23 protein-coding genes are annotated in these 26,509 nt (G+C 70.3%); 6 read left to right on the top strand and 17 right to left on the bottom strand.

Translation table 11 applies throughout. The features are described from left to right. Positions 1-6 precede the first annotated feature (6 nt). Both L3Q65_RS14570 and L3Q65_RS14565 read right to left on the bottom strand, forming a co-directional pair. Complete coding sequence (locus L3Q65_RS14570) at positions 7-918, bottom strand: LysR substrate-binding domain-containing protein (protein ID WP_182889128.1); 912 nt, start codon at positions 916-918, stop codon at positions 7-9. Between the two features lie 14 nt (positions 919-932). Beyond that, complete coding sequence (locus L3Q65_RS14565) at positions 933-2,834, bottom strand: primary-amine oxidase (RefSeq protein WP_237599976.1); 1,902 nt, start codon at positions 2,832-2,834, stop codon at positions 933-935. Positions 2,835-2,966: 132 nt separating this feature from the next. Between L3Q65_RS14565 and L3Q65_RS14560 the strand changes: the two genes are divergently transcribed. Continuing rightward, positions 2,967-3,575, top strand: coding sequence for a TetR/AcrR family transcriptional regulator (locus L3Q65_RS14560; RefSeq protein ID WP_237599975.1), 609 nt, complete (start codon positions 2,967-2,969; stop codon positions 3,573-3,575). Here the strand turns inward: L3Q65_RS14560 and L3Q65_RS14555 are convergent. Both L3Q65_RS14555 and erm read right to left on the bottom strand, forming a co-directional pair. Continuing rightward, a complete protein-coding gene (locus tag L3Q65_RS14555; RefSeq protein WP_182889131.1) occupies positions 3,566-5,026 on the bottom strand; it encodes an aldehyde dehydrogenase family protein in 1,461 nt (486 codons plus the stop codon). The two genes, L3Q65_RS14560 and L3Q65_RS14555, sit on opposite strands and share 10 nt — an antisense overlap. A gap of 102 nt (positions 5,027-5,128) precedes the next feature. Then, entirely contained in the window at positions 5,129-5,890 is a 762-nt protein-coding gene (gene erm / locus L3Q65_RS14550; protein WP_182889132.1) for a 23S ribosomal RNA methyltransferase Erm, read from the bottom strand. Between the two features lie 459 nt (positions 5,891-6,349). On the opposite strand from erm, the gene L3Q65_RS14545 reads away from it, so the two are divergent. Beyond that, positions 6,350-7,222 (top strand): DUF2382 domain-containing protein, encoded by an 873-nt coding sequence (locus L3Q65_RS14545; protein WP_182889133.1) that lies wholly within the window; start codon positions 6,350-6,352, stop codon positions 7,220-7,222. A gap of 66 nt (positions 7,223-7,288) precedes the next feature. Here L3Q65_RS14545 and L3Q65_RS14540 read toward each other — a convergent pair whose 3' ends face one another. Genes L3Q65_RS14540 through L3Q65_RS14530 form a run of 3 tightly spaced genes read right to left on the bottom strand, consistent with a single transcriptional unit; the run spans position 7,289 to position 10,666 of the window. Continuing rightward, entirely contained in the window at positions 7,289-8,032 is a 744-nt protein-coding gene (locus tag L3Q65_RS14540) for a succinate dehydrogenase/fumarate reductase iron-sulfur subunit (RefSeq protein WP_237599974.1), read from the bottom strand. Further along, positions 8,029-9,957 carry a fumarate reductase/succinate dehydrogenase flavoprotein subunit gene (locus L3Q65_RS14535; protein WP_237599973.1) on the bottom strand — a complete coding sequence of 643 codons (1,929 nt, stop codon included), beginning with the start codon at positions 9,955-9,957 and terminating at the stop codon, positions 8,029-8,031. Before L3Q65_RS14535 ends, L3Q65_RS14540 begins: the two co-directional genes overlap by 4 nt. Position 9,958: 1 nt before the next feature. After that, the gene (locus tag L3Q65_RS14530) at positions 9,959-10,666 is read right to left on the bottom strand and encodes a succinate dehydrogenase cytochrome b subunit (RefSeq protein WP_237599972.1); all 708 of its coding nucleotides are present in this window, start codon (positions 10,664-10,666) and stop codon (positions 9,959-9,961) included. A gap of 83 nt (positions 10,667-10,749) precedes the next feature. On the opposite strand from L3Q65_RS14530, the gene L3Q65_RS14525 reads away from it, so the two are divergent. Further along, complete coding sequence (locus L3Q65_RS14525; RefSeq protein ID WP_237599971.1) at positions 10,750-11,673, top strand: LysR family transcriptional regulator; 924 nt, start codon at positions 10,750-10,752, stop codon at positions 11,671-11,673. Here the strand turns inward: L3Q65_RS14525 and L3Q65_RS14520 are convergent. Further along, positions 11,634-12,230: a TetR/AcrR family transcriptional regulator gene (locus tag L3Q65_RS14520; RefSeq protein WP_182889137.1), complete on the bottom strand. Its 597-nt coding sequence runs from the start codon at positions 12,228-12,230 to the stop codon at positions 11,634-11,636. The two genes, L3Q65_RS14525 and L3Q65_RS14520, sit on opposite strands and share 40 nt — an antisense overlap. A gap of 89 nt (positions 12,231-12,319) precedes the next feature. Here L3Q65_RS14520 and L3Q65_RS14515 point away from each other — a divergent pair, with 89 nt between their 5' ends. Further along, positions 12,320-13,132, top strand: coding sequence for an SDR family NAD(P)-dependent oxidoreductase (locus tag L3Q65_RS14515; protein ID WP_182889138.1), 813 nt, complete (start codon positions 12,320-12,322; stop codon positions 13,130-13,132). Here the strand turns inward: L3Q65_RS14515 and L3Q65_RS14510 are convergent, their stop codons facing one another. The 4 genes from L3Q65_RS14510 to L3Q65_RS14495 all read right to left on the bottom strand — a co-directional run bounded on the left by L3Q65_RS14510 (position 13,133) and on the right by L3Q65_RS14495 (position 16,367). Then, complete coding sequence (locus L3Q65_RS14510) at positions 13,133-13,513, bottom strand: PPOX class F420-dependent oxidoreductase (protein WP_182889139.1); 381 nt, start codon at positions 13,511-13,513, stop codon at positions 13,133-13,135. A 12-nt stretch (positions 13,514-13,525) separates the two neighbouring features. Continuing rightward, positions 13,526-14,128, bottom strand: a complete 603-nt coding sequence (locus L3Q65_RS14505; protein ID WP_237599970.1) for a dihydrofolate reductase family protein — start codon at positions 14,126-14,128, stop codon at positions 13,526-13,528. Positions 14,129-14,147: 19 nt separating this feature from the next. Next, the gene (locus L3Q65_RS14500; RefSeq protein WP_237599969.1) at positions 14,148-15,380 is read right to left on the bottom strand and encodes an FAD-binding oxidoreductase; all 1,233 of its coding nucleotides are present in this window, start codon (positions 15,378-15,380) and stop codon (positions 14,148-14,150) included. A 153-nt stretch (positions 15,381-15,533) separates the two neighbouring features. Then, positions 15,534-16,367, bottom strand: coding sequence for a DUF6597 domain-containing transcriptional factor (locus L3Q65_RS14495; protein WP_237599968.1), 834 nt, complete (start codon positions 16,365-16,367; stop codon positions 15,534-15,536). Positions 16,368-16,583: 216 nt separating this feature from the next. Here L3Q65_RS14495 and L3Q65_RS14490 point away from each other — a divergent pair, with 216 nt between their 5' ends. Beyond that, entirely contained in the window at positions 16,584-16,805 is a 222-nt protein-coding gene (locus L3Q65_RS14490) for a hypothetical protein (RefSeq protein WP_182889143.1), read from the top strand. A gap of 459 nt (positions 16,806-17,264) precedes the next feature. Here L3Q65_RS14490 and gdhA read toward each other — a convergent pair whose 3' ends face one another. Both gdhA and L3Q65_RS14480 read right to left on the bottom strand, forming a co-directional pair. After that, positions 17,265-18,608: an NADP-specific glutamate dehydrogenase gene (gene gdhA, locus L3Q65_RS14485; protein WP_237599967.1), complete on the bottom strand. Its 1,344-nt coding sequence runs from the start codon at positions 18,606-18,608 to the stop codon at positions 17,265-17,267. A 72-nt stretch (positions 18,609-18,680) separates the two neighbouring features. Continuing rightward, positions 18,681-22,016, bottom strand: a complete 3,336-nt coding sequence (locus L3Q65_RS14480) for a molybdopterin-dependent oxidoreductase (RefSeq protein WP_237599966.1) — start codon at positions 22,014-22,016, stop codon at positions 18,681-18,683. Between the two features lie 93 nt (positions 22,017-22,109). Between L3Q65_RS14480 and L3Q65_RS14475 the strand changes: the two genes are divergently transcribed. Continuing rightward, a complete protein-coding gene (locus L3Q65_RS14475; RefSeq protein WP_237599965.1) occupies positions 22,110-22,751 on the top strand; it encodes a GntR family transcriptional regulator in 642 nt (213 codons plus the stop codon). 21 nt (positions 22,752-22,772) lie between these two features. Here the strand turns inward: L3Q65_RS14475 and L3Q65_RS14470 are convergent, their stop codons facing one another. The 3 genes from L3Q65_RS14470 to sucC all read right to left on the bottom strand — a co-directional run bounded on the left by L3Q65_RS14470 (position 22,773) and on the right by sucC (position 25,737). Then, positions 22,773-23,627 (bottom strand): LysR family transcriptional regulator, encoded by an 855-nt coding sequence (locus tag L3Q65_RS14470; RefSeq protein WP_182889146.1) that lies wholly within the window; start codon positions 23,625-23,627, stop codon positions 22,773-22,775. Between the two features lie 61 nt (positions 23,628-23,688). After that, positions 23,689-24,573 carry a succinate--CoA ligase subunit alpha gene (sucD, locus tag L3Q65_RS14465; RefSeq protein ID WP_237599964.1) on the bottom strand — a complete coding sequence of 295 codons (885 nt, stop codon included), beginning with the start codon at positions 24,571-24,573 and terminating at the stop codon, positions 23,689-23,691. Between the two features lie 3 nt (positions 24,574-24,576). Then, positions 24,577-25,737, bottom strand: coding sequence for an ADP-forming succinate--CoA ligase subunit beta (gene sucC, locus L3Q65_RS14460; protein ID WP_237599963.1), 1,161 nt, complete (start codon positions 25,735-25,737; stop codon positions 24,577-24,579). Positions 25,738-26,509 lie beyond the last annotated feature (772 nt).

Genomic DNA, 26,509 nt, shown 5'->3' with positions numbered 1-26,509 from the left:
CTTCGTTCACGAGGAGTACTGCGCGCGGCACAGCTCCCGAAACTCCTGCGCCCGCCGGGTGAGCCGGACCCCGCGCATCGTCGCGAGCACGATCTCCAGCGACGGAACCTCGTCCGTGAGCGTCAGCGGCACCACCCGAGCGCCCGCGTAAGTCGTGTCGTCCGGCGGCCGCTGGTTGAGCAGCGCGAACCCGTGCCCGGAAGCGACCAGCGCCCGCACCGTCTCGTACCCGCTCGTCCGGTGCCGGACCCGCGGCGCCACCCCGGCGTCGCTCAGGATCGACTGCAGGTACTCCCGGCTGTGCGGCAGGTCGAGCAGCACCATCGGCTCCTCCGCCAGCTCGTGCAGCGAAACCTTGCGGCTCTTGCGCCGGGCGAGCCGGTGGTCCTCGGAGACGAGCGCGTACGGAGCGGCGGTGCCGACCACCTCGCGGTCGATGTCGTCGTCGAGGTCGTAGCCGTACAGCATCGCCAGCTCGGTTTCACCCGCCCGCAAAGCACCCTTGAGCGCCTTGTGCTCGCCTTCGCGGAGGGACACGTGGACGCGCGGATGCCGGGTTTCGAATTCGGCCAGCAGACTCGGCAGCCGGAACGGCGCGAGTGTGGTGAAGCAGCCGACGGTGAGCGTCCCGACGAGGTCGGTGCCGGACTGCCGCGCCGTTTCGACCAGCTCCGCGCCGTGCGCCAGGAAATCCAGCACCCGCTTGTAGAACTCCTCGCCGGCGGTGGTCAGGCTCAGCCCGCGGGCGTGGTGGCGCAGCAGGAACTGCACGCCCATTTCCTTCTCCAGCTGCGCGATCGCCGTCGAAACGGCCGACTGCGAGACCATCAGCTCCTTCGACGCGGCTGTCATGCTCAGGTGCCGCGCCGCCGCCTCGAAATAGCGCAACTGCACGAGGGTGAAGGAGGGCTCGCTCATGCCGACATCCTGCCTCAGTGACAGCAGCCGGGATGCTGCGGTTTCGGCGCGGGCGTGTCCAGCGCGGGGTTGGCGTCGAAGAATCCGCTGGGCTTGAGCGTGAACCCGGTGCGGTCGACGGGCATGATCGGCCAGTCCTCGGTGCGCGGGTAATGCGTGAGGCCGAAGGTGTGCCAGACGACGAGGTCGGCGCCGTCGAGGTCGCGATCGGCCCGGATCCAGGTGTCGATGCCGGTCTTGCCGTCGTTCTGGTTGACGTACTCGCCCGCCGGGAAGCGCTCGTCCTCGGCGTACGCGGTGACCCAGAGGTGCTTGCGGGTGAAGGCGGCGCGGCGGGCGATGGACGACGCGCCGTCGGCCAGCAATGGCGGCTGGCCTTCTGGATGCAGCGTGTAGCCGACGGGTTCGCCGAGGGCGTTGCGGGACTCGGGATTGCTGATCCGCCAGGTGCGGCCGAGGGTCCCGTCGGCGAGCCGGGCAGCCTCGGATTCCTTGGCCAGCCTGGTGATCTTGCGGGTGAAGGCGTTGCCGTATGGATTGCCGGGGCCGATCGGGACTCGCTGCGCGTCGATCTCGTCGACCGCGTTGGAGAGGCCGTCGACCATCATGTCCAGCCGCGCGGAGAACAGGTGCTGGTGGAACGGCGCGCCGATGCCAGGGGCGATTTCAGCGGCCCACGGGTAGTCCTCGTCGGCGGGGAAGGCCGAGGTGAAGACGATGCCGGTGGCCTTGCATTCGAGTTCGATCGTGCCGTCGAGGTAGAGATGCCAGTAGAAGCCGTAGTCGTAATTGCCGACTGTCACGAAGAACGAAACGACCAGCCGCCGCTGCCGACGGGTCGAGACACTCCCGTTGTAGTGGTCAGTGTGCTTCCACAGCACGCCCGCGTCTTCCTCGTGCATGCAGATCGCGTTCGCGATGGTGTGCGGCCGGCCGTCGTCATCGTGCAGGACGGCGTCGAAGTAGCGGATCTCGCCCAGGCAATCGCAGCCGAGCGTGAGCGAGTTGACTTCCTTGCCCAGCGAGTACTCACCGGCGTCGAAGTAGTTCTGCCAGAACCGGACCGGGCTCGGGTCGCCATAGGGCACAACCATCTCGGCGACGGAAGCGCGGTACACGACAGGACGCAGCCGTTCTCCGTCCTGGAAGCCGATTTGGTGCAGGGTAAGGCCTTCGACTGCGTTGAAGCCGATCCGGAACTGCCACTTCTCCCAGGTGACGACATCGTCGTCCACGGTGAAGCTCGGCCCCTCGGGCTGGGTGATCACGATGGGCTTCTGCGTGTCGCGGGCCGGCCCGTCGAGGTGGTAGTCGTAGGCGGTGCGCGGGATGTCGGCCGGACCGTCGTCGACGAGGTCGTGCACGCGGCCCGCGATCAGGTCGACGTAGGCCACGACGCCGTCGATCGGGTGCGCCCAGAGGTTGTCGTCCTTGTTGAGCTGGAGAAACGCCAGGCAGCGCACGAGCCGCAGACCGGTTTCGCCGGGAATGTCGAAGCATCCGGCGCTCAGGGCGGAGATCCGGACCGACCGGGGCTCGTCGATGCCGCGGCGGCGCATGGCCGCGTTCCACGCCTCGTCCTTCCAGAGGATCTCCTCGACCAGGTCGAACTCCTCGTGCAGGATCGGCGGCTGCCCCTCGGACACCACGTCCACCGCCCGGTCGGCCACGACCTCGCCGCTGGTCAGCGACACGACCACCTCGCGCACCGCGCCGGTCCGCCGGTCGAGCAGCAGCGAACGGACGCGGCGGTCCACCGGGCCGCCCGGCTGCCAGGCCAGCACGGCCGCCTTCGCCGGTTCCAGCAGCGAGACGAGCGCGAACCGGGTGCTCTCGGTCGCGATCCCGGCGCCGGCCAGCAGTTCGCGGTTGCGGGCGACCTCGTCCTCGGTCAGGCGCGAGAGGGGGTGGGCCATGCGCGTCTCCTCGTTCTTTGCGGTCTAGCGCAAAGAATGCGCGCTGCCGATGCGGGAGGCAAGACCCTTGATGGTGCGGTTCTGCGGAACCGGTACTGGGTTTTTCGATGCACGTCATCAATAATCCTGGACGTGGCACGACCCAAGGACCAGGCGAAGCGGCGCGACGAGCTGGTGGCGGCTGCCGCCCGCGCGATCCGGACGCGGGGGCTGGCCGGTCTCCGCGTGCGCGACGTCGCCGAGGAGGCCGGGCTGTCGGCAGGCTCGGTCAGCTACTACTACCCGGACCTCGACGACCTGCTGTTCGAACTGCACCGCGACGCGGTCGACCGGTTCTACTGGGCGCGAGCGCGGGCCGCGGAGGCCGAGGACGATCCGGTCCGGCGGCTCGTGCGGCTGGCCGGCGCGGGGCTTCCGGACAGGGAGGGCGATCCGCTGAGCCGGGTGCTGTACGAAATGCACGTCCACGCTGCGCGCAACCCGGCGCACGCGGTGTTGATGACGGCGCTCTGGGATCGCGAGGTGTCGCTGTACTCGGCCGCGCTCGCGCACGGTCAGGACACCGGAGCGTTCCGGCTGCGGTCGCCCGCCGCGGACATCGCGGCGAACGCGGTGGCCCTGGAAGACGCCTACGGCCTGCATCTCGCCGGCCGCAACACCAGCCTGTCCGCGGCCAGGACGCGCGAGCTGCTGCTCGGGTACCTGGCCGCGGAAACCGGGCGCGACCTCGGTCAGGCGTAGGCCGTCCAGACCGTCTTGAGACCGGTGTACTTGTCGAACGAGTGCGGGGAAAGATCGCGGCCGAAGCCGGACTGCTTGAAGCCGCCGAACGGGGTCGCGGTGCTGAGCGCGTCCACTGTGTTCACCGAGACCGTCCCGGCGTGGATTCCGTCGGAGACGCGGTGCGCGCGGGCGAGGTCGCGGGTCCAGACGGACGCGGCGAGGCCGTACGGCGTGTCGTTGGCGAGCCGGATCGCTTCGGCTTCGGTCTCGAACGGGAGGGCGGCGAGCACTGGCCCGAACAACTCGTCGGTGACCAGCGGGTCGTCGGCGGCCACGTCGGTCACGACGGCCGGATCCAGGAACGCACCCCGGCGGGTGCCGCCGGTGACGACGGTTCCGCTGCTGGCTTCGACGGCCGCCAGCACCCGCGCCGCGGCGTTCTCGTCGATCATCGGACCCAGTTTCGTGGCCGGGTCCAGCGGATCTCCGGGTACCCACGCGGCGGCCTTTTCGCGCAGCCGGGCAAGGAATTCGTCTGCGACCGGCGCCTGCACGAGCAGCCGGGTGGTCGCCGAACAGACCTGGCCGGAGTTCGCGCAGAACCCGAACGCGACCAGGTCCGCCGCGGCGTCGAGGTCCGCGTCGGCGAACACCGCGACCGGGCTCTTGCCGCCGCATTCGAGCCAGACCTGTTTGAGGTTCGACTCCCCGGCGTAGCGCAGGAACAGCCCGCCCACCGGCGTCGACCCGGTGAAGGCGAGGACGTCGACGTCCGGATGCCGTCCCAGCGCCTGTCCCGCGGTCTCGCCGAAACCCGGCACGACGTTGAGCACCCCGTCCGGGATTCCCGCTTCTGCGGCCAGTTCTCCCAGCCGCAGCGCGGACAGCGGCGACTGTTCGGCGGGTTTGAGGACCACGCTGTTGCCCGCGGCCAGGGCCGGAGCGAGCTTCCATCCGGCGATGTCGAGCGGGAAGTTCCACGGCACGACCGCGCCCACCACTCCGAGCGGCACGCGCCGGATCGCGGCGAAGTTGCCCGGAGGGGCGGGCGCGACCTCGTCGTAGCGTTTGTCGAGCGCCTCGGCGTACCAGGCGAAGCACTCGGCGGTCGCGGGCACGTCCTGGCCGAACGTGTCCGAGATCGGACGGCCGACGTCCAGGGTGTCGCAGAGCGCGAGCTCCGGTCCGTGCGCACTGATCAGTTCGGCCAGCCTCAACAGGCGGTTCTTGCGCTCAGCCAAGGCGAGCCGGGACCAGCGGCCGTCCTCGAACGCGCGCCGCGCGGCGGCGACCGCGGCGTCGATCTCGTCCCGGCCGCATTCGGCCACCTGCGCGACTGGGTGCCCGGTGGCGGGGTTGACGTCGGCGAAAGTCTTGCCGGACTCGGCTTCGAGCCAATCTCCGTCCACAAAGGCCGCGGTACGGGGGCGCAGCCGCGCGGCCTCGTGCACCCAGTCGCCGTGGTTCATTCCCGGAACCGCCTTTCGTCGCTTCCGTTCACTATCGCCAGCGGCCGGTTTGCGGGAAAGCAGAGCTTTTCGCTGCGCTGCATCGGGCTGATCGATGCAAGCTCACCGGGCGAGCTCCCACAGCGACGCCCACTGCCCGGCGGTCAGGTCGCGGGGGAGTGCTCGCGGCGACAGCCTTTGCCGGGCAAGCCAGGTCCGGGCCGCGCGGACGCTGAGGCGGCCGGTGCGGGGCAGGATCCCGCCCAGCCCGCGACCGCGTCCGGTGAAGACTTCGCGGACGAACTCCTGGTACTCCGCCCGATCCTCGACCAGCGGCTCCGGGCGGCGGGTGAGCACGAGGATCCCGCCGTCCACGGCGGGGCGAGGACGGAACGCGTGCGCCGGCACCCGGGCGGGGACGGCGAACTCGAACCACGGCCACCACGCGGCGGTCATCTGGGAGGCGCCGCCGATTCCGGCCCGGCGGCGGGCGACTTCCCATTGCACGAGCAGCACCGCGAGTTCCCAGTGCGGCTGCCGGAACAACCGGCGCAGCGTCGCGGTGGTGAGGTGGAACGGAAGGTTGCCGACGACGGTGTGCGGAACGTCGGGCAGCCGGTGCCGGAGCAGATCGCCGTGGACGACCTTGACGTGCTCGCCGGTCCGCCGGTCCAGGCGGCGGGCGCGGCGGGGGTCGAGTTCGACGGCAGTCAGCGGGCGGCCGGTGCGGCTGAGCGGGATGGTGAGCGCGCCGTCGCCCGCGGCCAGTTCCACGAGGGGACCGGTCGTGCGGCCGGCGGCAGTGCAGACAGCGGCGATGACGGCGGGGTCGGCCAGGAAGTTCTGGCCGAGCTCGTGCCGTCCGCCGAAGGATTGGGCAGACATAGGGTGGGGACTCCGCGCATGAGGAAGCGACCCGGGCGCCAAGACTGGCGGCCCGGACGGACAACGGGAGAGCGCGACGGAGCGGTGTGCGTCCGGCGCTCAGGCGTTGCGCAGGCGAGTCAACGCGTACGCGGCGAAAGCGGCACCCATGGGCGGGGAGCCTAGCCGACCGGCCCGACGGGTCGCATCCGGTTTTCCGGGCAGGTCTTCCTCCCGGGCCGTGCGCTGCCTCCCGAATTCGCTCGCGGCCTTTCCCGACCCGGCAGATGAACTATTTTCGGCAATTTCGCCCGGGTATCGAGCGGACCGCTTACGACGGAAGTACCCGCTGATTCCGGGCCGCAAACTGACACGAAACGGGGTCGCTCGCTTGAGGGGTGCGCCGCTTGCGCAGCACTTTGTCCCGCCGGACAGTAGGAACCGAAGCGCACAATCCGATTCGGGGAATGGAGTGGATCCATGGTACGCGCAATCCAGCCGCAGGATCTCGTCGACAGCACCGTGATGGACAATTCCGGCAGCAAAATCGGCAAGGTGGGCACGGTATATCTCGCCGACGACACCAGGCGGCCGGAGTGGGTGACGGTGAAAACCGGGCTGTTCGGCCAGAAGGAGAGCTTCGTGCCGCTGTCGGGTGCGGGCATGGAGAACGACGGCCTGCACGTCCAGGTCGCGAAGGACCAGGTGTCCGACGCGCCGCGCATCGACGCGGAGGGCCACCTTTCCGAAAAGGAAAGCGTCGAGTTGTACAAGTACTACGGCTTGCCGGCTCCGCGCGGGACCGGCGAGAACACCGGCAACCGCGGCCGCGACGCGGCAGCAGGCGGCGCTGCGGGCGGTGTGGCAGGCGGTGCCGCGGGCAAGGGTCGCGACGCGGCGATGGGCGGCGCCGCGGGCCGCGGCCAGCCGACCGGCCAGGACACCGCCGCGGCCAAGGGCGGACGGCACGACGCGTCCGGCACGGGCGACGTGGTGCGTTCCGAGGAACGGCTGCGGGTCGGCACCGAAGAGGTCGAAACCGGCCACGTCCGGCTGCGCAAGTACGTGGTGACCGAAGAGGAGCAGGTGACCGTGCCGGTCACGCACGAGGAAGTGCGCGTCGAGCGCGAGCCGATCACCGACGCCAAGGCAGCGGGCAAGGCCGAGATCGGCGAGGCGGAGCAGGACGTCGTGCTGCACGCCGAGAAACCGGTGGTGCAGAAGGAAACCGTGCCGGTGGAGCGGGTGCGCCTGGGAACCGAGCAGGTCACCGAGGAGCAGACCGTCCAGGGGAAGGTCCGCAAGGAGCAGATCGACATCGACGACGACACCAAGCGGGGCAGGAAGTCCTGACCGGCCCGCGCCGCGGCTGTCTCCCGCCGGAGCGATTCCGGGCGGGAGACAGCCGCGCGAGCCCGGCTAGCGCCGCGAGCGGCTCGCCTTCAGGAACTCGCGGTTGAGGTTCGCGATGCTGGTCAGCGGAATCCCCTTGGGGCACGACGCGACGCATTCGCCGGTGTTCGTGCAGCCGCCGAAGTCGGCCGCGTCCATGGCTTCCACCATGTCCAGCACGCGCTGGGCACGTTCCGGCTGGCCCTGCGGCAGCGAGTTCAGGTGCGCCACCTTCGCGGAGGTGAACAGCATCGCCGACCCGTTCGGGCAGGCCGCGACGCACGCGCCGCAGCCGATGCAGGTCGCGTTGTCGAAGGCTAGGTCCGCGTCCGGCTTGGGCACCGGCGTCGCGTGCGCTTCGGGCGCGCTGCCGGTCGGGGCGGTGACGTAGCCGCCCGCCTCGATGATCCGGTCGAACGCCGAACGGTCGACCACCAGGTCCTTGATCACCGGGAAACCCTTGGCGCGCCAGGGTTCCACGTCCAGCACGTCGCCGTCGCGGAACGAGCGCAGGTGCAGCTGGCAGGTCGTGGTGCGTTCCGGGCCGTGCGCCCGGCCGTTGATCACGACGCCGCACGAGCCGCAGATGCCCTCGCGGCAGTCGTGGTCGAACGCGATCGGCTCGGCGCCGTCCTCGATGAGGTGCTGGTTGAGGACGTCGAGCAGTTCCAGGAAGGACATGTCCGGGCTGGCGTCGTCGACCGGGTAGCCGACCAGCCCGCCGTCGTCGTCCGGGCCGGACTGGCGCCAGACCCGCAGGGTGAGTTTCACGTGTAGCTCCGCTGGGTGGGGTGGACGTGCTCGAAGTTCAGGATTTCCCGGTGCAGTACCGGCTTTTCGCCGTACTCCCAGGCCGAGACGCAAGAGAACCGCTCGTCGTCGCGCTGGGCCTCGCCGTCTTCGGTTTGGTGTTCCTCGCGGAAATGGCCGCCGCACGATTCCTCGCGCACCAGTGCGTCGAGCAACAGCAATTCGGCTAGTTCCAGGAAATCGGCGACGCGACCGGCCTTCTCCAGTTCCTGGTTCAGTTCGGCGCCAGTGCCCGGGACCCGGACGTCTCGCCAGAATTCGGCGCGCAGCTCCGGAATGCGGTCGAGTGCTTTCCGCAGGCCTTCGGCGGAGCGGGACATCCCGCAGTGGTCCCACATCAGGTGGCCGAGTTCGCGGTGGAACGAGTCGACGCTGCGGGCGCCGCGCACGGACAGCAGCCGTTCCAGCCGGTCGCGTACCGCGGTCTCGGCCTGCGCGACCGCCGGATCGGCCGGGTCGAGCGCGGGGAAGCCGCCGCGCGCGATGTAGTCGTTGAGCGTGGCCGGGAGCACGAAGTAGCCGTCGGCGAGGCCCTGCATCAGCGCGGACGCGCCGAGCCGGTTCGCGCCGTGGTCGGAGAAGTTGGCCTCGCCGATCACGAACAGGCCGGGCACCGTGCTCTGCAGGTCGTAGTCGACCCACAGCCCGCCCATCGTGTAATGGATCGCCGGGTAGATCCGCATCGGGACCTCGTACGGGTTCTCCGCGGTGATCCGCTCGTACATGTCGAACAGGTTGCCGTACTTGGCTTCCACCGCCGGGCGGCCCATCCGCTCGATCGCGTCCGCGAAGTCGAGGTACACGCCGAGCCCGCCGGGACCGACGCCGAACCCGGCGTCGCAGACGTTCTTCGCGGCCCGCGACGCGATGTCGCGCGGCACCAGGTTGCCGAAGCTCGGGTACATCCGCTCCAGGTAGTAGTCCCGTTCGGACTCCGGGATCTCCCGCGGCGGACGCGGGTCGCGCGGCTGCTTCGGCACCCAGATCCGGCCGTCGTTGCGCAGCGATTCGCTCATCAGCGTCAGCTTCGACTGGTGTTCGCCCGAACGCGGGATGCAGGTCGGGTGGATCTGCGTGAAGCACGGGTTCGCGAAGTACGCGCCGCGCTTGTGCGCCCGCCAGATCGCGGTGGCGTTGGAGCCTTTCGCGTTGGTGGACAGGTAGAAGACGTTGCCGTAGCCGCCGGTCGCGAGCACGACGGCGTCCGCGAGATGCGTGGTCACCTCGCCGGTCACCAGGTCGCGCGCGACGATCCCGCGCGCCTTGCCGTCGGACACGACGAGGTCCAGCATTTCCGTCCGAGGGTGCATTTCCACGCTGCCGGCGTCGATCTGCCGCGCCAGCGCCTGGTACGCGCCGAGCAGCAGCTGCTGTCCGGTCTGGCCGCGCGCGTAGAACGTGCGCTGCACCTGGACGCCGCCGAACGAACGGGTGTCGAGCAGCCCGCCGTACTCCCGGGCGAACGGCACGCCCTGCGCCACCGCCTGGTCGATGATCTGGGCGGACACCTGCGCCAGCCGGTACACATTGGACTCCCGGGACCGGAAGTCGCCGCCCTTCACCGTGTCGTAGAAGAGCCGGTAGACCGAATCGCCGTCGTTGCGGTAGTTCTTCGCCGCGTTGATGCCGCCCTGCGCGGCGACTGAGTGCGCGCGCCGCGGCGAGTCCTGGAAGCAGAACTGGACCACGTGGTAGCCCTGTTCGGCGAGCGTCGCCCCGGCGGACGCGCCCGCGAGCCCGGTGCCCACCACGATGACCCGGTGCCGCCGCCGGTTGGCCGGGTTGACCAGCTTCGCGCCGAAGCGGCGGCTGTCCCAGCGGTCCTCGATCGGACCGTCCGGCGCTCGCGTGTCGGCGATCGGCTCGCCGAGGGTGTAGTCGCTCATGTCAGGCCACCCATCCCGCCATCACGGCGATCGGCACGATCAGGAAGCCGCCGGTGATCACGACGGCGAGCACAGAGCCCACGGTTTTCAATGCCCGGTCCCGGGTTTTGCTGGTGATGCCGAGGGTCTGCGCCGCGCTCCAGAAGCCGTGGTTGATGTGCAGGCCGAGCATCAGCAGCGCGACGATGTAGATCAGGTTGACCCACCAGACCTGGAAGTCCGCGACGATGTTGTGGTACGGCTGCCCGTCGCGGAAGTCCTGGTTGGCCACGCCGACGGTGAGGTCCAGGATGTGCCACACGAGGTAGAGCGCGAGCGTCGCGCCGCCCCAGCGCATGGTGTGCGTCGCGAAACTGGCCTTGCGCCGCTGGCCGTGCGCGTACTTCACCGGGCGGGCTTGCCGGTCCCGTTTGGACAGTTGCACCGCCGCGACCACGTGCAGCACCAATGCGATCAGCAGCACGACCCGCTGGATCGAGAGGTACCAGGCGTTCTGCAGCACCGGTTCGCCGATGGTGCGCAGCCAGGCGGCGTAGTCGTCGAAGTGCCTCGGTCCCAGGAAAACCTTGAGGTTCCCGGCCATGTGCACGAACAGGAACGCGACGAACATCAGCCCGGTGACGGCCATGACGACCTTCTTGCCGATGGTCGAACGCCAGAACGTCACGAGAGCCGGGCGACGGCGGGGCGGAGCGGGAGCGAGTGCCACGAAACCGACGGTAAGCCGGACCTGACGAGAGGGCAAACACATGATTTCTCTTGACATGATAGGCAGCACCTATGATGGCGGTCATGCAGTTCCAGCAGCTGGCGTATTTCCTGGCAGTGGCCGAGACGCGGCATTTCACCCGAGCCGCGGAGCAGATGCGGGTGGCGCAGCCCTCACTGTCGCAGCAGATCCGTGCGCTGGAACGGGATGTCGGCGCGGGGCTGTTCCACCGGATCCGCGGGAACGTCACGCTCACCGAGGCGGGGGAGACGCTGCTGCCGATCGCGCGCCGGATCATCGCCGAGACGGAGACCGCCTACCGGGCGATCCGGGAGCTGGACGAACTGGGCCGCGGCCGGGTGCGGCTGGGCGCGACCCCGAGCCTGTGCACCGGCCTGCTGCCCGCGATGCTCGCCGCGTTCCGGCGGGACTACCCCGGGATCGAACTGGTGCTGCACGAAAGCGGTTCCCGGGACCTGCAGACCGCGCTGTCGGAGGGCGGCCTGGACCTGGCGATGATCGTGGACAGCAGGGTGCACGACGATTCCCGGCTGGAGAGCCGCGCGCTGTTCGTCGAGGACCTGGTGGTGATCTCGCCGAAGGACGCGCCCGCGCCGGTGCGCGGCCGGATGCCGATCGCCGCGCTGCGGGACCGGCCGCTGGTGATGTTCCGGCAGGGCTACGACCTGCGCGAAGCGACCGTGGCCGCTTGCCGTGCCGAAGGTTTCGACCCGCTGTTCGCGATCGAGGGCGGCGAGATGGACGCGGTGCTGGAGCTGGTCCAGGCCGGACTGGGCCTCGCGGTCGTGCCGAGCACCGTGGTCGGGGATCGGTTCCGCCGCACGCAGTTCACCGCGCCCGGGCTGAGCCGCGTGGTGCGGCTGGCGTACCGGCGAGATGTCGAGCAGCCGCGCGCGGTGCGGGCGTTGCAGGAGGCGGTGGTGCAGTACTTGGGCGGCGGGGCGGCTCAGCTGCCGCCTGGCACGCGCCCGCTCGTCGGCCGGTGAACAGCGAGAGAGTCGAGCACCAGGCCGATCAACCGCTGGGCTTGCGGTTTTTCGCAGTGCTGCGCGGAATACGCGATCCCGCCGATCAGCACCAAGACGTCCTCGGCGTGCACATCGTCGCGGAGCGTGGCGTCCCGCGCGCCCGCGGAAAGGAGTCCGCTAACGGCGTCGACGAGCAGCTTCCGGCTGTCCGAGTAGGGGTCGACGCCGGATGCGATGACCGCGTTGAGCGCCTCGGACATCCCGTGTTTCGCGCCGACGTAGGCGAGGAAATGCGTCAGCCACTCCCGCAGCGCTTCCGCGGCCGGGTACTGCGCGAGGAGGGTCGATGCCTGCTCGCAGACCACCGCGAGCTGATGCCGGTAGGCGGCGTCGATCAGGGCCTCGCGGGTCGGGAAGTGCCGGTAGAGCGTGCCGACGCCGACGCCGGCCTGTTTGGCGATCGCCGCCGGAGCCGCGGCTAGCCCCTCCGCGGCGAAGGCCCGTGCCGCGACCTCCAAGAGCCGGGCGCGGTTCTCGAGCGCGTCTCGCCGGGGGCGGCGCGGGGCGTCGGGCATCGGTTCCTCCGGGGTTGCTATCCGGAATGAATTCCGGATAGCTTAACCGGAACGCATTCCGGACGACCTTACCTCTGGAGGACCCCGCCATGTCCGCACGGCATTGGTTCGTCACCGGCGCTTCCGGCGGTCTGGGCCGTCATCTGGTCGAGGAGGCGCTCCGGCGCGGCGACCACGTCACCGCCACAGTCCGGCGGCCGGGCGCGCTGCCGGACTCGCCGCGCCTCACCGTGGAACAGCTCGACCTCACGCGCCCGGCCGACGTCGCCGCCACGGTCGAGCGGACGCTGCGCCGGCGGCCGGTCGACGTCGTCGTGAACAACGCGGGCTATGCCGTCGTGGGCGCGGCCGAGGAGATGACGCCCGAGCAGATCCGGGACCAGATCGAAGTGCTGCTGCTCGCCCCGATCCTGATCACCCGCGCCTTCCTCGGCCCGATGCGCGAGCAGGGCGGCGGCCGGATCGTCCAGATCTCCAGCATGGGCGGCCAGCTCGGCTCGCCGACGCACAGCGCGTACCACGCGGGGAAGTGGGGATTGGAGGGGTACACCGAGAGCGTCGGCCGGGAGGTCGCCGACTTCGGCATCCACCTGACACTGGCGCAGCTCGGCGCGACCCGGACCGGCTTCGCCGCCGCGCTGCGGTACACCGCCGAAACGGCCCCCTATCGCGACAACGCGGTCGGCCGGACCCGTCGCTACCTCGAATCCCTCGACGACAGCGAGCTTCCCGGCGACCCGGCCAAAATCGCCGCGCTGCTCTACGAGACCACCCTCCAGCCGAATCCGCCGCTGCGCCTCGCCCTGGGCTCGGACACCTTCGAATTGGTGCGCAACGCGCTCGCCGGACGGCTGGAACTGCTTGAGTCGCAACGGGAACTGGCCGCGTCCGTCGCCTTCTGACTACATCCCCACCGACTGCTTCTCCGGCTCGATCAGGCCGACGACGCGCACCTGCTCGCGGGTGTACGCCTGTCCGATGTACTTCTTGGCGACCTCGTCGACGATCTCCCACGCCGGGTCGCCCTCGATCCATTCCGCCACCCGGCCGCGGATGATGATCGGCTCGAACGGGTTGTCCGGCGGGGTAAGGGAAATCGCCACGCGGGGGTCGCGGCGGAGGTTGCGGGCCTTGCGGCTCTCCGGACCGGTCAGGAAGACGATCCGGTCGCCCCGCGTGCCGATCCACACCGGGACGACATGCGGCGACCCGTCCGGGAGCACGGTGGCGAGATGGGCGATCGGGGCGCCGTCGAGGACGCGGCGGACTTCGGGGTTCAGCATCGGGGGTTCCTTTCAGCGGATGATTTCGTAGTGAAGGTGGGTGACGCCGGGCGCCGGGACGGCCTCGACCAGCCGCAGCCGGACGTGCTCCGGCAGTTCGCCGAAGAAACTCCGCCCGCCGCCCAGCAGGATCGGCACCTGATGGAGCACGACCTCGTCGACCAGCCCGGCCTTGATCGCCTCGGTGACCAGGACGCCGCCCATGAGCGCGACGTCCTTGCCGCCCGCCGCCGCCCGCGCGCCTTTGACGGCCTCTTCGACGCTGGTCGCCTGGGTCTGCGCCTCGCTCAGCTCCGGCACCGGCTGGTGGCTGACCACGAACAACGGAGCCGTCGGATGCGGACCACTGCCGCCGAAGTGGCTTGAGTGGTCGTACGTCGCGTGCCCGGCCACGGTCGCCCCGACGCGCGCCGCGAGCGAGTCGAAAACCCGCGCGCTGGGTTCGGAAAGCTTGAACCCGTCGAAGACCTTGCTGGGCGTGTCGCCGGTGAAGTACCAGTCGAACAGCGCCCCGGCGTCGCCGAGCCCGCTACCGACCTCGTCGGCCCCCGCCGGGCGGCGGCCGCTGATGTAGCCGTCGACCGAGACGGAAAGGGCACTGAACACTTTGGTCATGACGCTCCTTAGTAGTCGCTCAGAGAGCCTGGGGAAAGTCGAAAATGCGGTGGGGGTCGCGGGCTTTCTTGAGCGCGGCGAGCCGGGCGCGGTTGCCCGCGTGATACGCAAGCCCCGGATTCTCGAGCGCGAGATCGGGAAAGTTCGGATAAACCCGGCCGGATCCGTCGGCGTGTGCCGTGCTCCACGCCTCGTCCACCCACGGATCGCCTGGGACGGCGACCTGCTCCAGCAGAAACCGCTCACCCCGGTGGGCAAACGCGGTGTCCCCCTCCGCGACCCGGTTGTACGCCCCGCCCATCGCCGTGAACGCCAGCCGCCGGTCGCCCTCCAACCTCTGGAGAAGCCCGGCGGTCGTCCGCTCCGACATCGTGCGGGCGAAGAACTCCGACCGAACCCGGCGGGCTCCTTGGTCTGGATCAAGCGTACTGAAGGTCGGCTTCACCATGCTGTAGGGAACATCCAGTCGGATGTCTATTGCATACAGAACACCGGCCCGCGCGGTGATCTCGCGGAGCAGACTCTCGGTTTCCGCCGGCGGCAGGGCAGAAGCGCCGAAGAGGGTCGCGCGTCCCTCTTGGACAGTGAGGTTCACGGTCATTTCGTCGGGTGCGTCGGGCGCGAAGTCCTGCCAGGCCTGGATGAGGTCCCCTTCCGTCCAGTTCCCCTCGATCCGGCAGACCGACGGCTCCGGCACCGTCGCGAACCGCAACTCCGTCACGATGCCGAACTGCCCGCCGCCCGCGCCGCGCAACGCCCAGAACAGCTCGGACTCCCGGTTTTCGTCGCACTCCACGACGCTTCCGTCGGCGAGCACGACCTGCGCGCCGACGAGCCGATCGCAGGTGAGCCCGTACCGGCGGCCGAGGAGCCCGATGCCGCCGCCGAGCGTCAGCCCCGCGATGCCGACCGTGTCGCCGCAACCAGCCGGGATCGTCCGGCCGGACTCGTGCAACGTCGCGTACACCGCACCCAGATTGGCACCGGCTCCGATCACCGCGACACCATTGTCGTCGCCCACGATCCGGTCCATTCCGGACAGATCCGCCACTATCCCGTCAGCCGGGTACCGGTCCACGAAGCAATGCCCACCGCCGCGCGGCATCACCTGTCGGCCGGTCGCAGCCGCGCAGGCGACGACTTGGACGACATCCGGGACCGAATGACACCGGACGACGGCGCTCGATCGGGCGCAGGCTTCGTAACCCGGCGAACCGGGGGAGATGACGTCGAGCGCGGTCAGGTCGATCACGGAGCTGACGCTACGGAGATCCGGGTGGTCGTTCTTGAACAAAACGCGCACGGGAGGTGCTGCCGGCGAGTTGCGCGAGACCGATCAGGCCCGCCGCCTCAGCGGAGAGGGCACGGTGCGCGGAGAAGCCGGAGCAGGCACCCCGGGAAGCACTCAAACCCGGACCAGCGACCGTCTCCGCGTAGCGAGGAACGGCGCGTACGAAGCCGAATGATCATGCCCGCAAGCGCACCGATCGAGGTCGCCCCCAAGCAGTTGCCTCGGCGTAACCCCGGTCAGCCGAAGACATTCCCGGCTCAGGTGGGCCTGGTCCGCATAACCGGCGTCGACCGCGAGACCCGCCATCCCGTCCGCACCCCGCCGCCCGGTCGCGATCGCGCCGGACTGGGCGAGCGCGAGAAACCCCTGAAACCGCAACGTCCGCTGCAGCACCTTCGGGCTCATCCCCACCGCCTGCAGACACCGCCGCCGCAACTGGCTGGCCGAAAGCGCCAGATGCGCGGCGACCGCGTCCACCCCGACCGGGTCCCACGGCATGAGCACCTGCACCGCCTCCCCGACCAGCGGATCCAGCCCGCCGACCCGGCGAAACTCCTGCACGAGGTGCGCCTGCAGCGCGACCAGCCCCAGCTCGGGCGTCGCCGCGAGGGCAACGGTTTCCACGAGCCGATCCACGACGCGGCCCCACAAGTCGGCCAGCCCGACGTGCTGGTCGGCCAATTCGTCGAGCCCCGCGGGCAGGGGCGGCGCGGCACCGGGCCGGAACCGCACGCCGACGATGGTGGTACGCGCCGGAATGACCTCGATCCGCGGCCCGGTCAACGGCCCGAGCAACTGCGGCCGCCCGCCGACCGGGAAGTGGATCTCGACACCGCCCGTCGGCAGATGCCGTTGCACGTACGGCGCGTCGCCGGTGCGCTGGAGCCACACCGTGCGCACGACTCCTGCCAGCTCCGGCACCGGCGGACGCTCCACATACGCGGTCATCCCCGTACCGAAGCGTTCCGCCGGTGGCGCGTCAAGCACCGACAGGCCGCAGGCTTGCCCGCCAACGCTTTTCCAGACGCGCCGCCAGTAGGGGAACAGCTGCCAGGCCACAAGTCCCTGGACCGGGAGACCTTCTCCTGTAGCCGCCGGCCGCCGAGCCCGGGACTCTCGCTCTTTGAACTGGGAACAGCGTGCTACCGAAGGAGGCGCCCGGTCATGCCGACGTTGCTCATCATCTTGCTTGTCCTGGGCGCGGGTCTGTTCGTCGGAGGGCTGCTCGACAGAGCCAGCCAGACCCACGCCCGCTTCACCGGCTACCGGCAGCGCACCGCGACCGGCCTGATCACCTGGGTGCGCAGCGCGGTCGCCGCGGTCCTGGGCGTCGCCGGGCTGCTGATCCTGCTCTATCTCCTGATCACGCTGTCTTCCGTACGATAATCCCGCCGGGGCACGGGAAACGCCGACCCGGTCCGCCTGCCGAGCGGCGCGTCCGGGCACCGGGGTTTCGCCGTCCCGGTGCCCGGACCGCAGGGAATCCTGTCCACAGTGCACTCCATGCGGTAGTCAGCTGACCGGCACACTGCCGACCCGAAGACTGTCGGATGTCGACCGGCCGACTGTCGGCCGGAACACCGCGGATCACCGACCGGCAGATCGCCGACTGCAGACCGCCGACCGGCAGATTGCCGACTGCAGACCGCCGACGGCAGACTGGCGACCAGCCGACTGTCGACGGAAGATCGTCGACCGGAACACCGCACATCGCCGACTGCCGACCCGCAGGCTGTCTACTCGCAGACCGCCGACCGGAAGACCGCCGACCGGAAGACCGGCAGACTCACGACCAAATACTGCATACAACATTCCGCCGGACAACGACCGGCCGCGGAAGCCGGCTCAGATGTAGCCGCACACGTCCATCGCGGCGACCACCTTGCGGAACCCCGCGATGTTCGCCCCGCTGACGTAGTCCCCGGCCACGCCGTGCTCGTCGGCGGTTTCGAGGCACGTCCGGTGGATGTCGGTCATGATGTCGCGCAGCGTGCGGTCGGTGCGCTCGAACGTCCACCGCTCGCGCGCCGCGTTCTGCTGCATCTCCAGCGCGGACACCGCGACCCCGCCGGCATTCGCGGCCTTGCCGGGGCCGACCGCGACCCCGGCCTCGCGGAAGATCTGCAGCGAACCGGGCGTGCACGGCATGTTCGCGCCCTCGGCGACCGCGCGGACGTTGTTCTTCACCAGCCGCAACGCGGACTGCTCGTCCAGCTCGTTCTGCGTCGCGCACGGCAGCGCCAGATCGCACGGCACGTCCCACGGCGTGCCGTCGGCGACGTACTTCGCCGACGGCACGTGGTCGACGTACTCGGCGAGCCGCCCGCGCCGCGCGACCTTCAAATCGTGCAGCAGGTCCAGGTCGATCCCGCGCGGATCATGGACATACCCGCCCGAATCCGAGCACGCGACCGGTTTCGCGCCGAGTTCCTTGAGCTTCGCGATCGCGTGGTAGGCGACGTTGCCCGAGCCGGACACCACCGCGGTGCGGCCGGAGAACGAGTCGTCGCGCGTGCCGAGCATCGCCTCGAGGAAGTACACCGTCCCGTACCCGGTGGCCTCCGGACGCGCCGGAATGCCGCCCAGCACCGGGTTCTTGCCGGTGATCGTGCCCGCGTCGTAGCGGTTGGTGAGCCGCTTGTACTGGCCGAACAGGTAGCCGATCTCGCGCCCGCCGACGCCGATGTCGCCCGCCGGGACATCGGTCTCCGGGCCGATGTGCCGGACGAGTTCGGTCATGAACGCCTGGCAGAACCGCATGATCTCGGCGTCGCTGCGGCCCGCCGGGTCGAAGTCGGACCCGCCCTTGCCCGCGCCGATGCCGAGGCCGGTGAGCGCGTTCTTGAAGATCTGCTCGAAGGCGAGGAACTTGACCGTGCCGAGCGTGACGTCGCCGCGGAAGCGCAGCCCGCCCTTGTACGGCCCGAGCGCCGAGCTGAACCCGACCCGGAAGCCGCGGTTGACGTGCACCGCGCCGGCGTCGTCGGTCCAGACCACCCGGAACATCACCTGGCGCTCCGGCTCGCACAGCCGCTCCAGCATCGCCGCGTCGCGCAGGTCCGGATCCCGCTGCAGGGCGGGCCGGATCGCTTCGAGCACTTCGAAGACGGCCTGGTGGAACTCCGGCTCGGCCGGGTTCTTCCGGACGATCTCCTCGTACGCTTCGCGCGATGCCTGGTCGAGTGCCATCCGCCGATGATGCCGTCCTGGCGCCGGATTTCGCACCCCTGATGGGGTTTGCGAGGTTAGGGGTGACCAGGCTCACGCATCGAGCACTACATCCGCAGTGGGTATCGCCTGACAGGAAAGGCACTGGTCAGCGGGCAGATCGTCGGCGATCGCGACCAGGTGCGCGACCGTTCCGGCCAGCACCGGCACGGCACAGCTTTCGCACTGCCCGAGCCGGCATCCGCTGGGCAGCGAGATCCCGGACGCCTCGGCGAAGCGCAGCAGGTCCCCGTCGCCGGCCCGCCAGGTGGCCTCGCGGCCGGATCGCGCGAACCGCACGGTGGCCGTGGCGTCGTCCGGGATGTGGACCGGGGCGGGCGCGGCGTGGAACTTCTCGGTGAAGATGTCGAAGCGCGGCACGCCCCGTTCCGTCAGTCCGGCGGTCAGTTCGTCCAGCATGCTTTCGGGACCGCACAGGTAGAACCGGGCCCGCCGCCGGATCAGGTCGGCCTCGACGCGGTCGGCGGTGATCCGGCCGGTGAAATCGCCGGGCTCCTCCGGACCGGGGCGGCTGTAGTGGTCCACTGTCCGGACACTCGGCAGCCGGGCCGCCAACTCGGCGATGCGCTCGCGGAACGCGTGCCGGGAGCGGTCGCGGCTGCCGTGGTGCAGCACGATCTCCGGCGCGGACCCGGGTTCGAGGGACTCGAGATAGCTCAGGAACGGCGTGATCCCGATCCCGGCGGCCAGCAGCACGATCGGTCGCGAATGGACGGTCGGCACCGCGAACCCGCCGGAGGGAGCTGTGACCAGCAACCGGGTCCCGGGCTGAAGCCGGTCGTGCACGGCGGGCGAGAACTGCCCGCCCGGCACCCGCCGCACCGCGATCGCGTATCCGCCGTCGGCGGCTTGAGCCGGCCCGGTCAGCGAGTAACTGCGGGTCAGCCCCGGAGCGTCCGGCCAAGCGACGGTGATGTGCTGCCCGGCGCGGAACTCCGGGACCGCCAGGCCTTCCACCGGCTTGAGGCGCACCGACCGGATGTCCTCGGTCTCCAGTTCCGCGCGCTCGACCGCGAACTCCCGCTGCCCGGTCCACGGTTCCGGCTCGTCCGGCCGGACGTCGCAGAACGTCGAGCGCAACGGCACCGATCCGCTCACCGGGTCATGGGCGTCGTCGCCGACGAGCAGGTTGTAGTTGGTCCCGCCGTCCTCGAGCGGGTTCGAACCGGGCAGCGCGAGGTCGGGGGCGGGCTGCCACCAGCCGTACTCCGCCACGACCACGTCGCGATGCAGCGCGGGATCGATCCGCGCCCGCATCCGGACGTCCGCCGACGCGGTCGTGATGCGCACCCACTGCCCGTCCTCGATTCCGCGCGCCGCGGCGAGTTCCGTGCTCAGGTCGACGGCCGGTTCGGGAGAACGCTTGCGCAGCGACGAAATCCCGCGATGCTGGCTGTGGCAGAAGTATCCGTTCTTCGCGCAGGTCAGCACCAGCGGATGCCGGGCGTCCGGGACAGCCGGCTCAGCGGCCGGGACCGCGGGCTGGCCATGCTCGGCGAGCCGTTCGGAATACAGCTCGACCCGGCGAGTCGGCGTCGCGAACCCAGCTACCGCACCATTTTCCGCACGCTCGGCGTATTTCCGGTACTCGGTCCGCAACGGCAGACCGACGCCGCCGGGCTGTTCGCGCAACTGCGCGGCGGTGAGCCCGAGCGGGGCGAGCTGGTGATCCCAGCCGTCCTCGATGCGGCCGTCGAAGAACTCCGCGCCCATCCCGAGCCGGCCGGCCAGGTCGAACACGACCTCAGTGTCCGAACGCGACTCGCCGACCGGATCGGCCATTCTCGGCCGCAGCTGCACGTGTTCCTGTGCCGCCTGGCTGATTTCGAAACCGGCCCTGACCGCCTCGTGCTCCCACGGCGTCTGAACCGGCAGCAGCAGATCGGCGAATCGCGCGGTCGGGTTCTCGAACAGATCGAGATGCACCGCGAATTCCAATTGTCGCAACGCTTCCGCGGTTCGCTGCGGATCCGGTTGCGACAGCAGAAGATTCCCGCCGAACGATACCAGCGCCCGGACCGGATAAGGCTTTTCGTCGAGGACCGCGCGGCAGAAATCGCGTGCGGTGACCCACCCTTGCTCCGGCGGCCCGAGCGGGAACTCTTGCAGGCCAAGTGCTTTCGCTCGCTGCTCAGGCGCGAGCTGGTCCGCCGACGTGACCGGCGCGACCGCGAGTTTCGGAAGCACGACGTTGCCGCCGGGGGAATCGTAGCTGCCGGTGAGCGCGTAAAGCGTGGCGATCGCGCGCTCAGTCTGCGTCGCGTTCGCGTGCTGACCGACGCCCGACCAAGCCGCGTAAGTCACGGACTTCGCCTCGGCGAGATCGGCCGCGAAAGCGTCGATCGCCGGCGCTTCCACGGTCGTCACCGCTTCGGTCCGGTCAAGCGGCCACGCGGCACAAGCCTGCGCATAGTGCTCGAACGCGGGAACGCAGTCGACCGGGCCGGCCAACGTGCGCACCCGGCGTTTTCCGTGCAGGGCAAACCTTTCCGGACCGCTTGCTGAATAGTCCGTGTCGTACGGCTCGGCTTGGCCCGCGACCTCGTCCCACACCGCGAAACCGGTCGCGGCGGGGTCGATTTCCGCCGCCCGGAGAAACCGGCCGGTGTCGGCGCGGACCAGCAACGGAGCGTTCGTCCACGACCGCACGAACGCCTCGTCGTGCCCCCGACGTTCGAGCAAAGCCCGCGCGACGCCGAGCGCGAGCGCGCCGTCGGCGCCCGGCCGGACCCGGAGCCAGTGGTCAGCCCGCACCGCGCTCGCGGTCCGCCGGGGATCGACGACCGCCAGTTTCGGCGGGCCGGCCTCGGCCAGCGCGGCGGACTGCGCGAGCCACGCCTTGGCCGGATTGTGCCCCCACAGCACCGCGAACTCCGTACCCGCGTAGTCCGGGGCGGGCAGTGCCGAACCGAACGTGAACGCGTGCGCGTAGTCCTTGTGCCAGTTGCAGATTTCCGTCGCGTACAAGGTGTTGGGGCTGCCGAAAAGCCGGATGAACCGCTCGACCCAGTCGATCGCGTCGGACATCGGCGTGCCGCTGGGCGAGGTGACGGAGAACGCGACGGCCTCGGCGCCGCTGGTCTCGCGGATGCCGCCGAGCCGCTCGGCCATCTCGGACAGGGCTTCGTCCCAGCTGATCTCGCGCCAGCGCGGATCCGGGTCCGACTTCGGCGTCGTGCGGCGCAACGGCCTGCGCAGCCGTTCGGGGGAGTGCACCAGTTCAGGCGAGGCGCGGCCCTTCGGGCACAGCGCGGCGCCCGTCGGATGTGCCGGATCCGGCCGGACGCCGCGCAGCGCGCCGTTCTCGACCGTATAGACCGCGCCGCAGCGCGACCGGCACAACGTGCAGTAACCCCGGATCTCAGGCATTAGTTACTCCTTAGTAACCGGCTACCGGCTACTCCTGTACCCTGCTCGACTTGAGCGGGCGAAGTCAAGCCCGGGAAAGCGGAGGTGCGCCCCGTGACGCAGCTGCAGCGCACTAACCTGCGCGAACAAGTGCTCGAAGTGGTGCGGCAGGCGATGGTGTCCGGCGAACTGCGTCCCGGCGACATCTACTCGGCCGCCGCGCTCGCGACGCGGCTGGGCGTGTCGAGCAGCCCGGTGCGGGAAGCGTTGCTGACGCTGGTCAACCAGGGCCTGCTGGAACCCGTCCGAAACCGGGGCTACCGGGTCGTCGCGGTCACCGAACGCGATCTGGACGAGATCTACGAGATGCGGCTGCTGCTGGAGGTCCCGGCGACGTTGTCCGCAGGGGCTGCCGCGGGCCCGGAGGACCTCGTCCGGCTGGACGGGCTGGCCGCCGAGATCGAGTCCGCTGCGGAGGCAGGCGATGTCGCGCGCTTCCTGGAGGCGGACCGCCGGTTCCATCTGGATTTGCTGGCGCTGTCCGGAAACGGGCGGCTGACCGGCGCCATCGCCACGCTGCGCGACCAGACGCGGTTGTACGGCTTGGAAAAGCTCGCGGAGCACGGTCGGCTGGCGGATTCGGCGGGGGAGCACCGGGAGATGCTGGCGGCGATCGCGGAGCGGGATTGGGCGCGGCTGGAGGGACAGGTCAAGGCGCATCTGAAGCACGTACGGGCGGAATGGGCGGCTGGCTGACCCGGGGGCGCGCCCGCAGGGTCAGGTCAGGTGCCGCAGTACCGCCGCCACCGCCGGACGCGGATCGCCGGTGTGAGTCGCCGTGATGTTCCATGTCGGGCCGCCCCGGGTGAACCGGCGGCCGGTCAGGTCGGGGAACTGCGCGGCGACGGACACCGGCAGCACGCAGCCGCCGAGATCGTGGCGGACCAGTTCGGCCGCGGCGGGCGCGTCGGTGACCTCGTGCACGACCGTCCGGCGCACCCGAGCCGACTGGAACGTCCGGTCGGTGGCCTCCCGGATCGCCCAGCCCGGCGCGAAATCGACCACCGCGGCACCGGCGGCTTCGGCGGCCGACACCGGCCGGTCCGCCGCTCCGTCGCCGGCCGCGGTGACCAGCACCATCTCCTCCCGCCGGACCGGGCGGCTGACCAATCCGCCGCTCGGGGCGCAGCCCGCGACCGCGACCATGATGTCCACAGCGGACGTCACGACCGCCTCGCGCAGCTGATGCGGCGGCGCGGTCCGCACCAGCACTCGCACGCCGGGATGGTCCCGGCGCAGCGCGCTCAGCGCCCGGTGCGGTTCCGGCCAGGCTCCGGGCATGACCCCGATCCGGACCTCGCCGGTGACCTGCCAGCGTGCCCGGTCGACGGTCGCGCGAGCGTGGCTGGCCGCCTCCAGCGCCGCTCGCGCCGCCGGAAGAAACGCTTTGCCCGCAGGCGTCAGCGCGACCCGGTGGGTAGTGCGCTCGAACAATTCGGTGCCGAGATCGCGTTCGAGCGCACGGACCACAGTGGACACTGTCGACTGCACCGTATGCAGCCGACGCGCGGCAGCGGTGAATCCACCCTCCTCCGCCACCGCGACGACGGTTTCCAGCTGCCGCAGGTCCATCCATCCTCCCGGGTTCGCCTTTGAACCACTCCAGTCGTAGTACTACGCCTGCCGGGCTAGGTCAGCTCGTTCCGGCGAGCACCTCGCGCACCAGTCGCGCGGTCTCGCTCGGCGTGCGCCCCACCCGGATCCCGGCCGCTTCGAGCGCCTCCTTCTTGGCGGCTGCCGTCCCGGAGGACCCGGACACGATCGCTCCCGCGTGCCCCATGGTTTTGCCCTCGGGAGCGGTGAACCCCGCGACGTAGCCGACAACCGGCTTCCGCACGTTCTCCCGCACGTACGCCGCCGCGCGCTCCTCCGCGTCGCCGCCGATCTCGCCGATCAGCACGATCACGTCGGTGTCAGGGTCCTTTTCGAACGCCTCGACCGCGTCGATGTGCGTGGTGCCGATGACCGGGTCTCCGCCGATGCCGATGCAGCTGGAGAACCCGATGTCGCGGAGCTCGTGCATGAGCTGATAGGTGAGCGTGCCGGACTTCGACACCAGCCCGATCCGTCCCGGGCCCGTGATGTCCGCCGGAATGATGCCGGCGTTCGAGAGCGCGGGGGAGATGAGCCCGGGACAGTTGGGCCCGATGATCCGGGTACGGCTGTCGCGCGCGTGCGCCCAGAACGCGGCGGAATCGTGCACCGGCACGCCCTCGGTGATCACCACCGCGAGCCCGATGCCCGCTTCGACCGCCTCGAGCACCGCGTCCTTGACGAACGGCGGCGGCACGAACAAGACCACTACGTCCGCATCGGTCTCCGCCATCGCCTCGGCCACGCCCCCGAAGACCGGCAACTCGGGTCCGTCAAAGGAAACTGTCTGGCCGGCCTTCCGCGGATTCACCCCGCCGACGACGTTCGTGCCCGCGGCCAGCATCCGCCGGGTGTGCTTGGCGCCCTCCGCGCCGGTGATGCCGGAAACGAGGACCCGGCTGGTATTGTCGAGGAAAATCGCCATCGTTCAGGCCTCCGTCCCGGCCGCGAGCCCGGCCGCCTCGCGTGCGGCGTCGTCCATCGTCGCGACGACTGTCACCAGCGGATGCGCGGCCTCGTCGAGGATCCGCCTTCCTTCCGCGACGTTGTTCCCGTCGAGCCGGACGACCAGCGGTTTCGTCGCGCGATCGCCCAGCAGCGCCAGCGCTTTCACGATGCCGTCCGCCACCGCGTCGCACGCCGTGATCCCGCCGAAGACGTTCACGAACACACTGCGCACCGCCGGATCCCCGAGGATCACGCCGAGCCCGGCCGACATGATCTCCGCGGACGCACCGCCGCCGATGTCGAGAAAGTTCGCCGGCCCGACCGCCCCCGCGTCCCGCGCCGCGGCAGCCACTACGTCCAGAGTGGACATCACGAGCCCGGCACCGTTGCCGATCACGCCGATGTCGCCGTCGAGCTTCACGTAATTGAGCCCTTGCTCGGCGGCCTGCTGTTCGAGCGGATCCCCGGCCTCCGATTCCGCGAACGCCCGATGCCCGGGATGCCGAAACGCGGCGTTGCCGTCGAGCGTGACCTTCCCGTCGAGCGCGACGATCTCCCCATCGCGCGTGCGAGCGAGCGGATTGACCTCGACGAGGGTTGCGTCCTCGGCTGTGAACACGTCCCACAACCGGACCAAGACCCCCGCCGCTTCGACCGGAAGCCGTGCCGCCGCCGCGATCCTGCGCGCCTTCACGAGGTCGACCCCGACGCGGACATCGATCGGCACCTTGACCAAGGCCTCCGGCCGGGTCGCGGCGACCTCCTCGATGTCCATCCCGCCCGCCGCCGACGCCATCGCGAGGAAACTCCGGTCCGTGCGGTCGAGGAGATAGGAGACGTAGTACTCCTCGGCGATATCGCTGGCCTCGGTGACCAGGACCCGATGCACGCGGTGCCCTTTGATGTCCATCCCGAGGATCTCGTCCGCGACCCTCGCCGCGTCTTCCGGCTGGGCCGCGAGTTTGACCCCGCCCGCCTTGCCTCGTCCGCCGGTCTTGACTTGCGCCTTCACGACAACCGGCCCCCCGATGTCGACAGCGGCGGCGCGGGCTTCGTCAGGCGTCGCTGCGACGCGGCCACGGGGAACCGGCACGCCGTGCGCGGCGAAGAGGTCGCGCGCTTGGTGTTCCAAGAGGTCCATCGGAATTCCTTCCTTGCGGGCGGGGGAGCGGGTTCTTCGTTGGTGGGTGTCGTGGACCGGTAGCGGGCGTTTGTCGGCTTAGCTGCGGTTGCTGGCTGGTGGCTCGGGGCCGGTGGTTGGCGGTTGGGGCGCGGCTGGCTGCCCGGTCGCGGAGGGCGGCTGGCCGCGTGGTTCCGGAGCCAGCCCGTCGATGCGCCCGATCCGCACCGCTCGACCCGACTCGTCGTGAGCTCCGGCCGCCATGTCCAGCGCGACAGGCTTGGCCGTTCGTTAGCTAGCCCCCGTGCCCTGCGGCACGGGGCGGCCGCTCGGTGCCGCGCTGCCGACGAACGTCCGCCGCGCCGGACGGCAATCGGCCGAGCGACCCGCCTCGCCGCCGTGCTCGACGACAGCACGACTGCGAAGTGGCCTTAAGCAGCCTGAGCGGTAAGCCGCTCTGCCGCCCGCACGGCGGACCTAGCCGACGTGCCGCAGGCAGTCTGGCGAGTGACCCGTCATGCCGCGGACGACCCGGCGGGTGGTCCGACGTGCCTGCCGCCCTCCCGTGGAGCACCTCGGCTGACGAGCCATCCCGCCGCGTCCCGCGCGGCAGGCCGACCCGTGAATCAGCCAGCAAGCCGCCCGCCGAAGCCTGCGGCGGATCGCCCGGCCGGCCGGCCGGACAAACCTGCGGATGCCCCTGGACAGCGGGCGGCTCGAAGAGTAAGTCTAATGCCTACCTCATACGGTATGCAATCTACAGTCTTCCGGCGACGAGCCGCTGACCTGCGGC

The organism is Amycolatopsis sp. FU40 (assembly GCF_021903635.1).
GTDB classification, from domain to species: Bacteria; Actinomycetota; Actinomycetes; order Mycobacteriales; family Pseudonocardiaceae; genus Amycolatopsis; species Amycolatopsis dendrobii.
The sequence above is the reverse complement of the archived record's forward strand: the minus strand, read 5'-3'. Positions and strand labels throughout refer to the sequence as shown.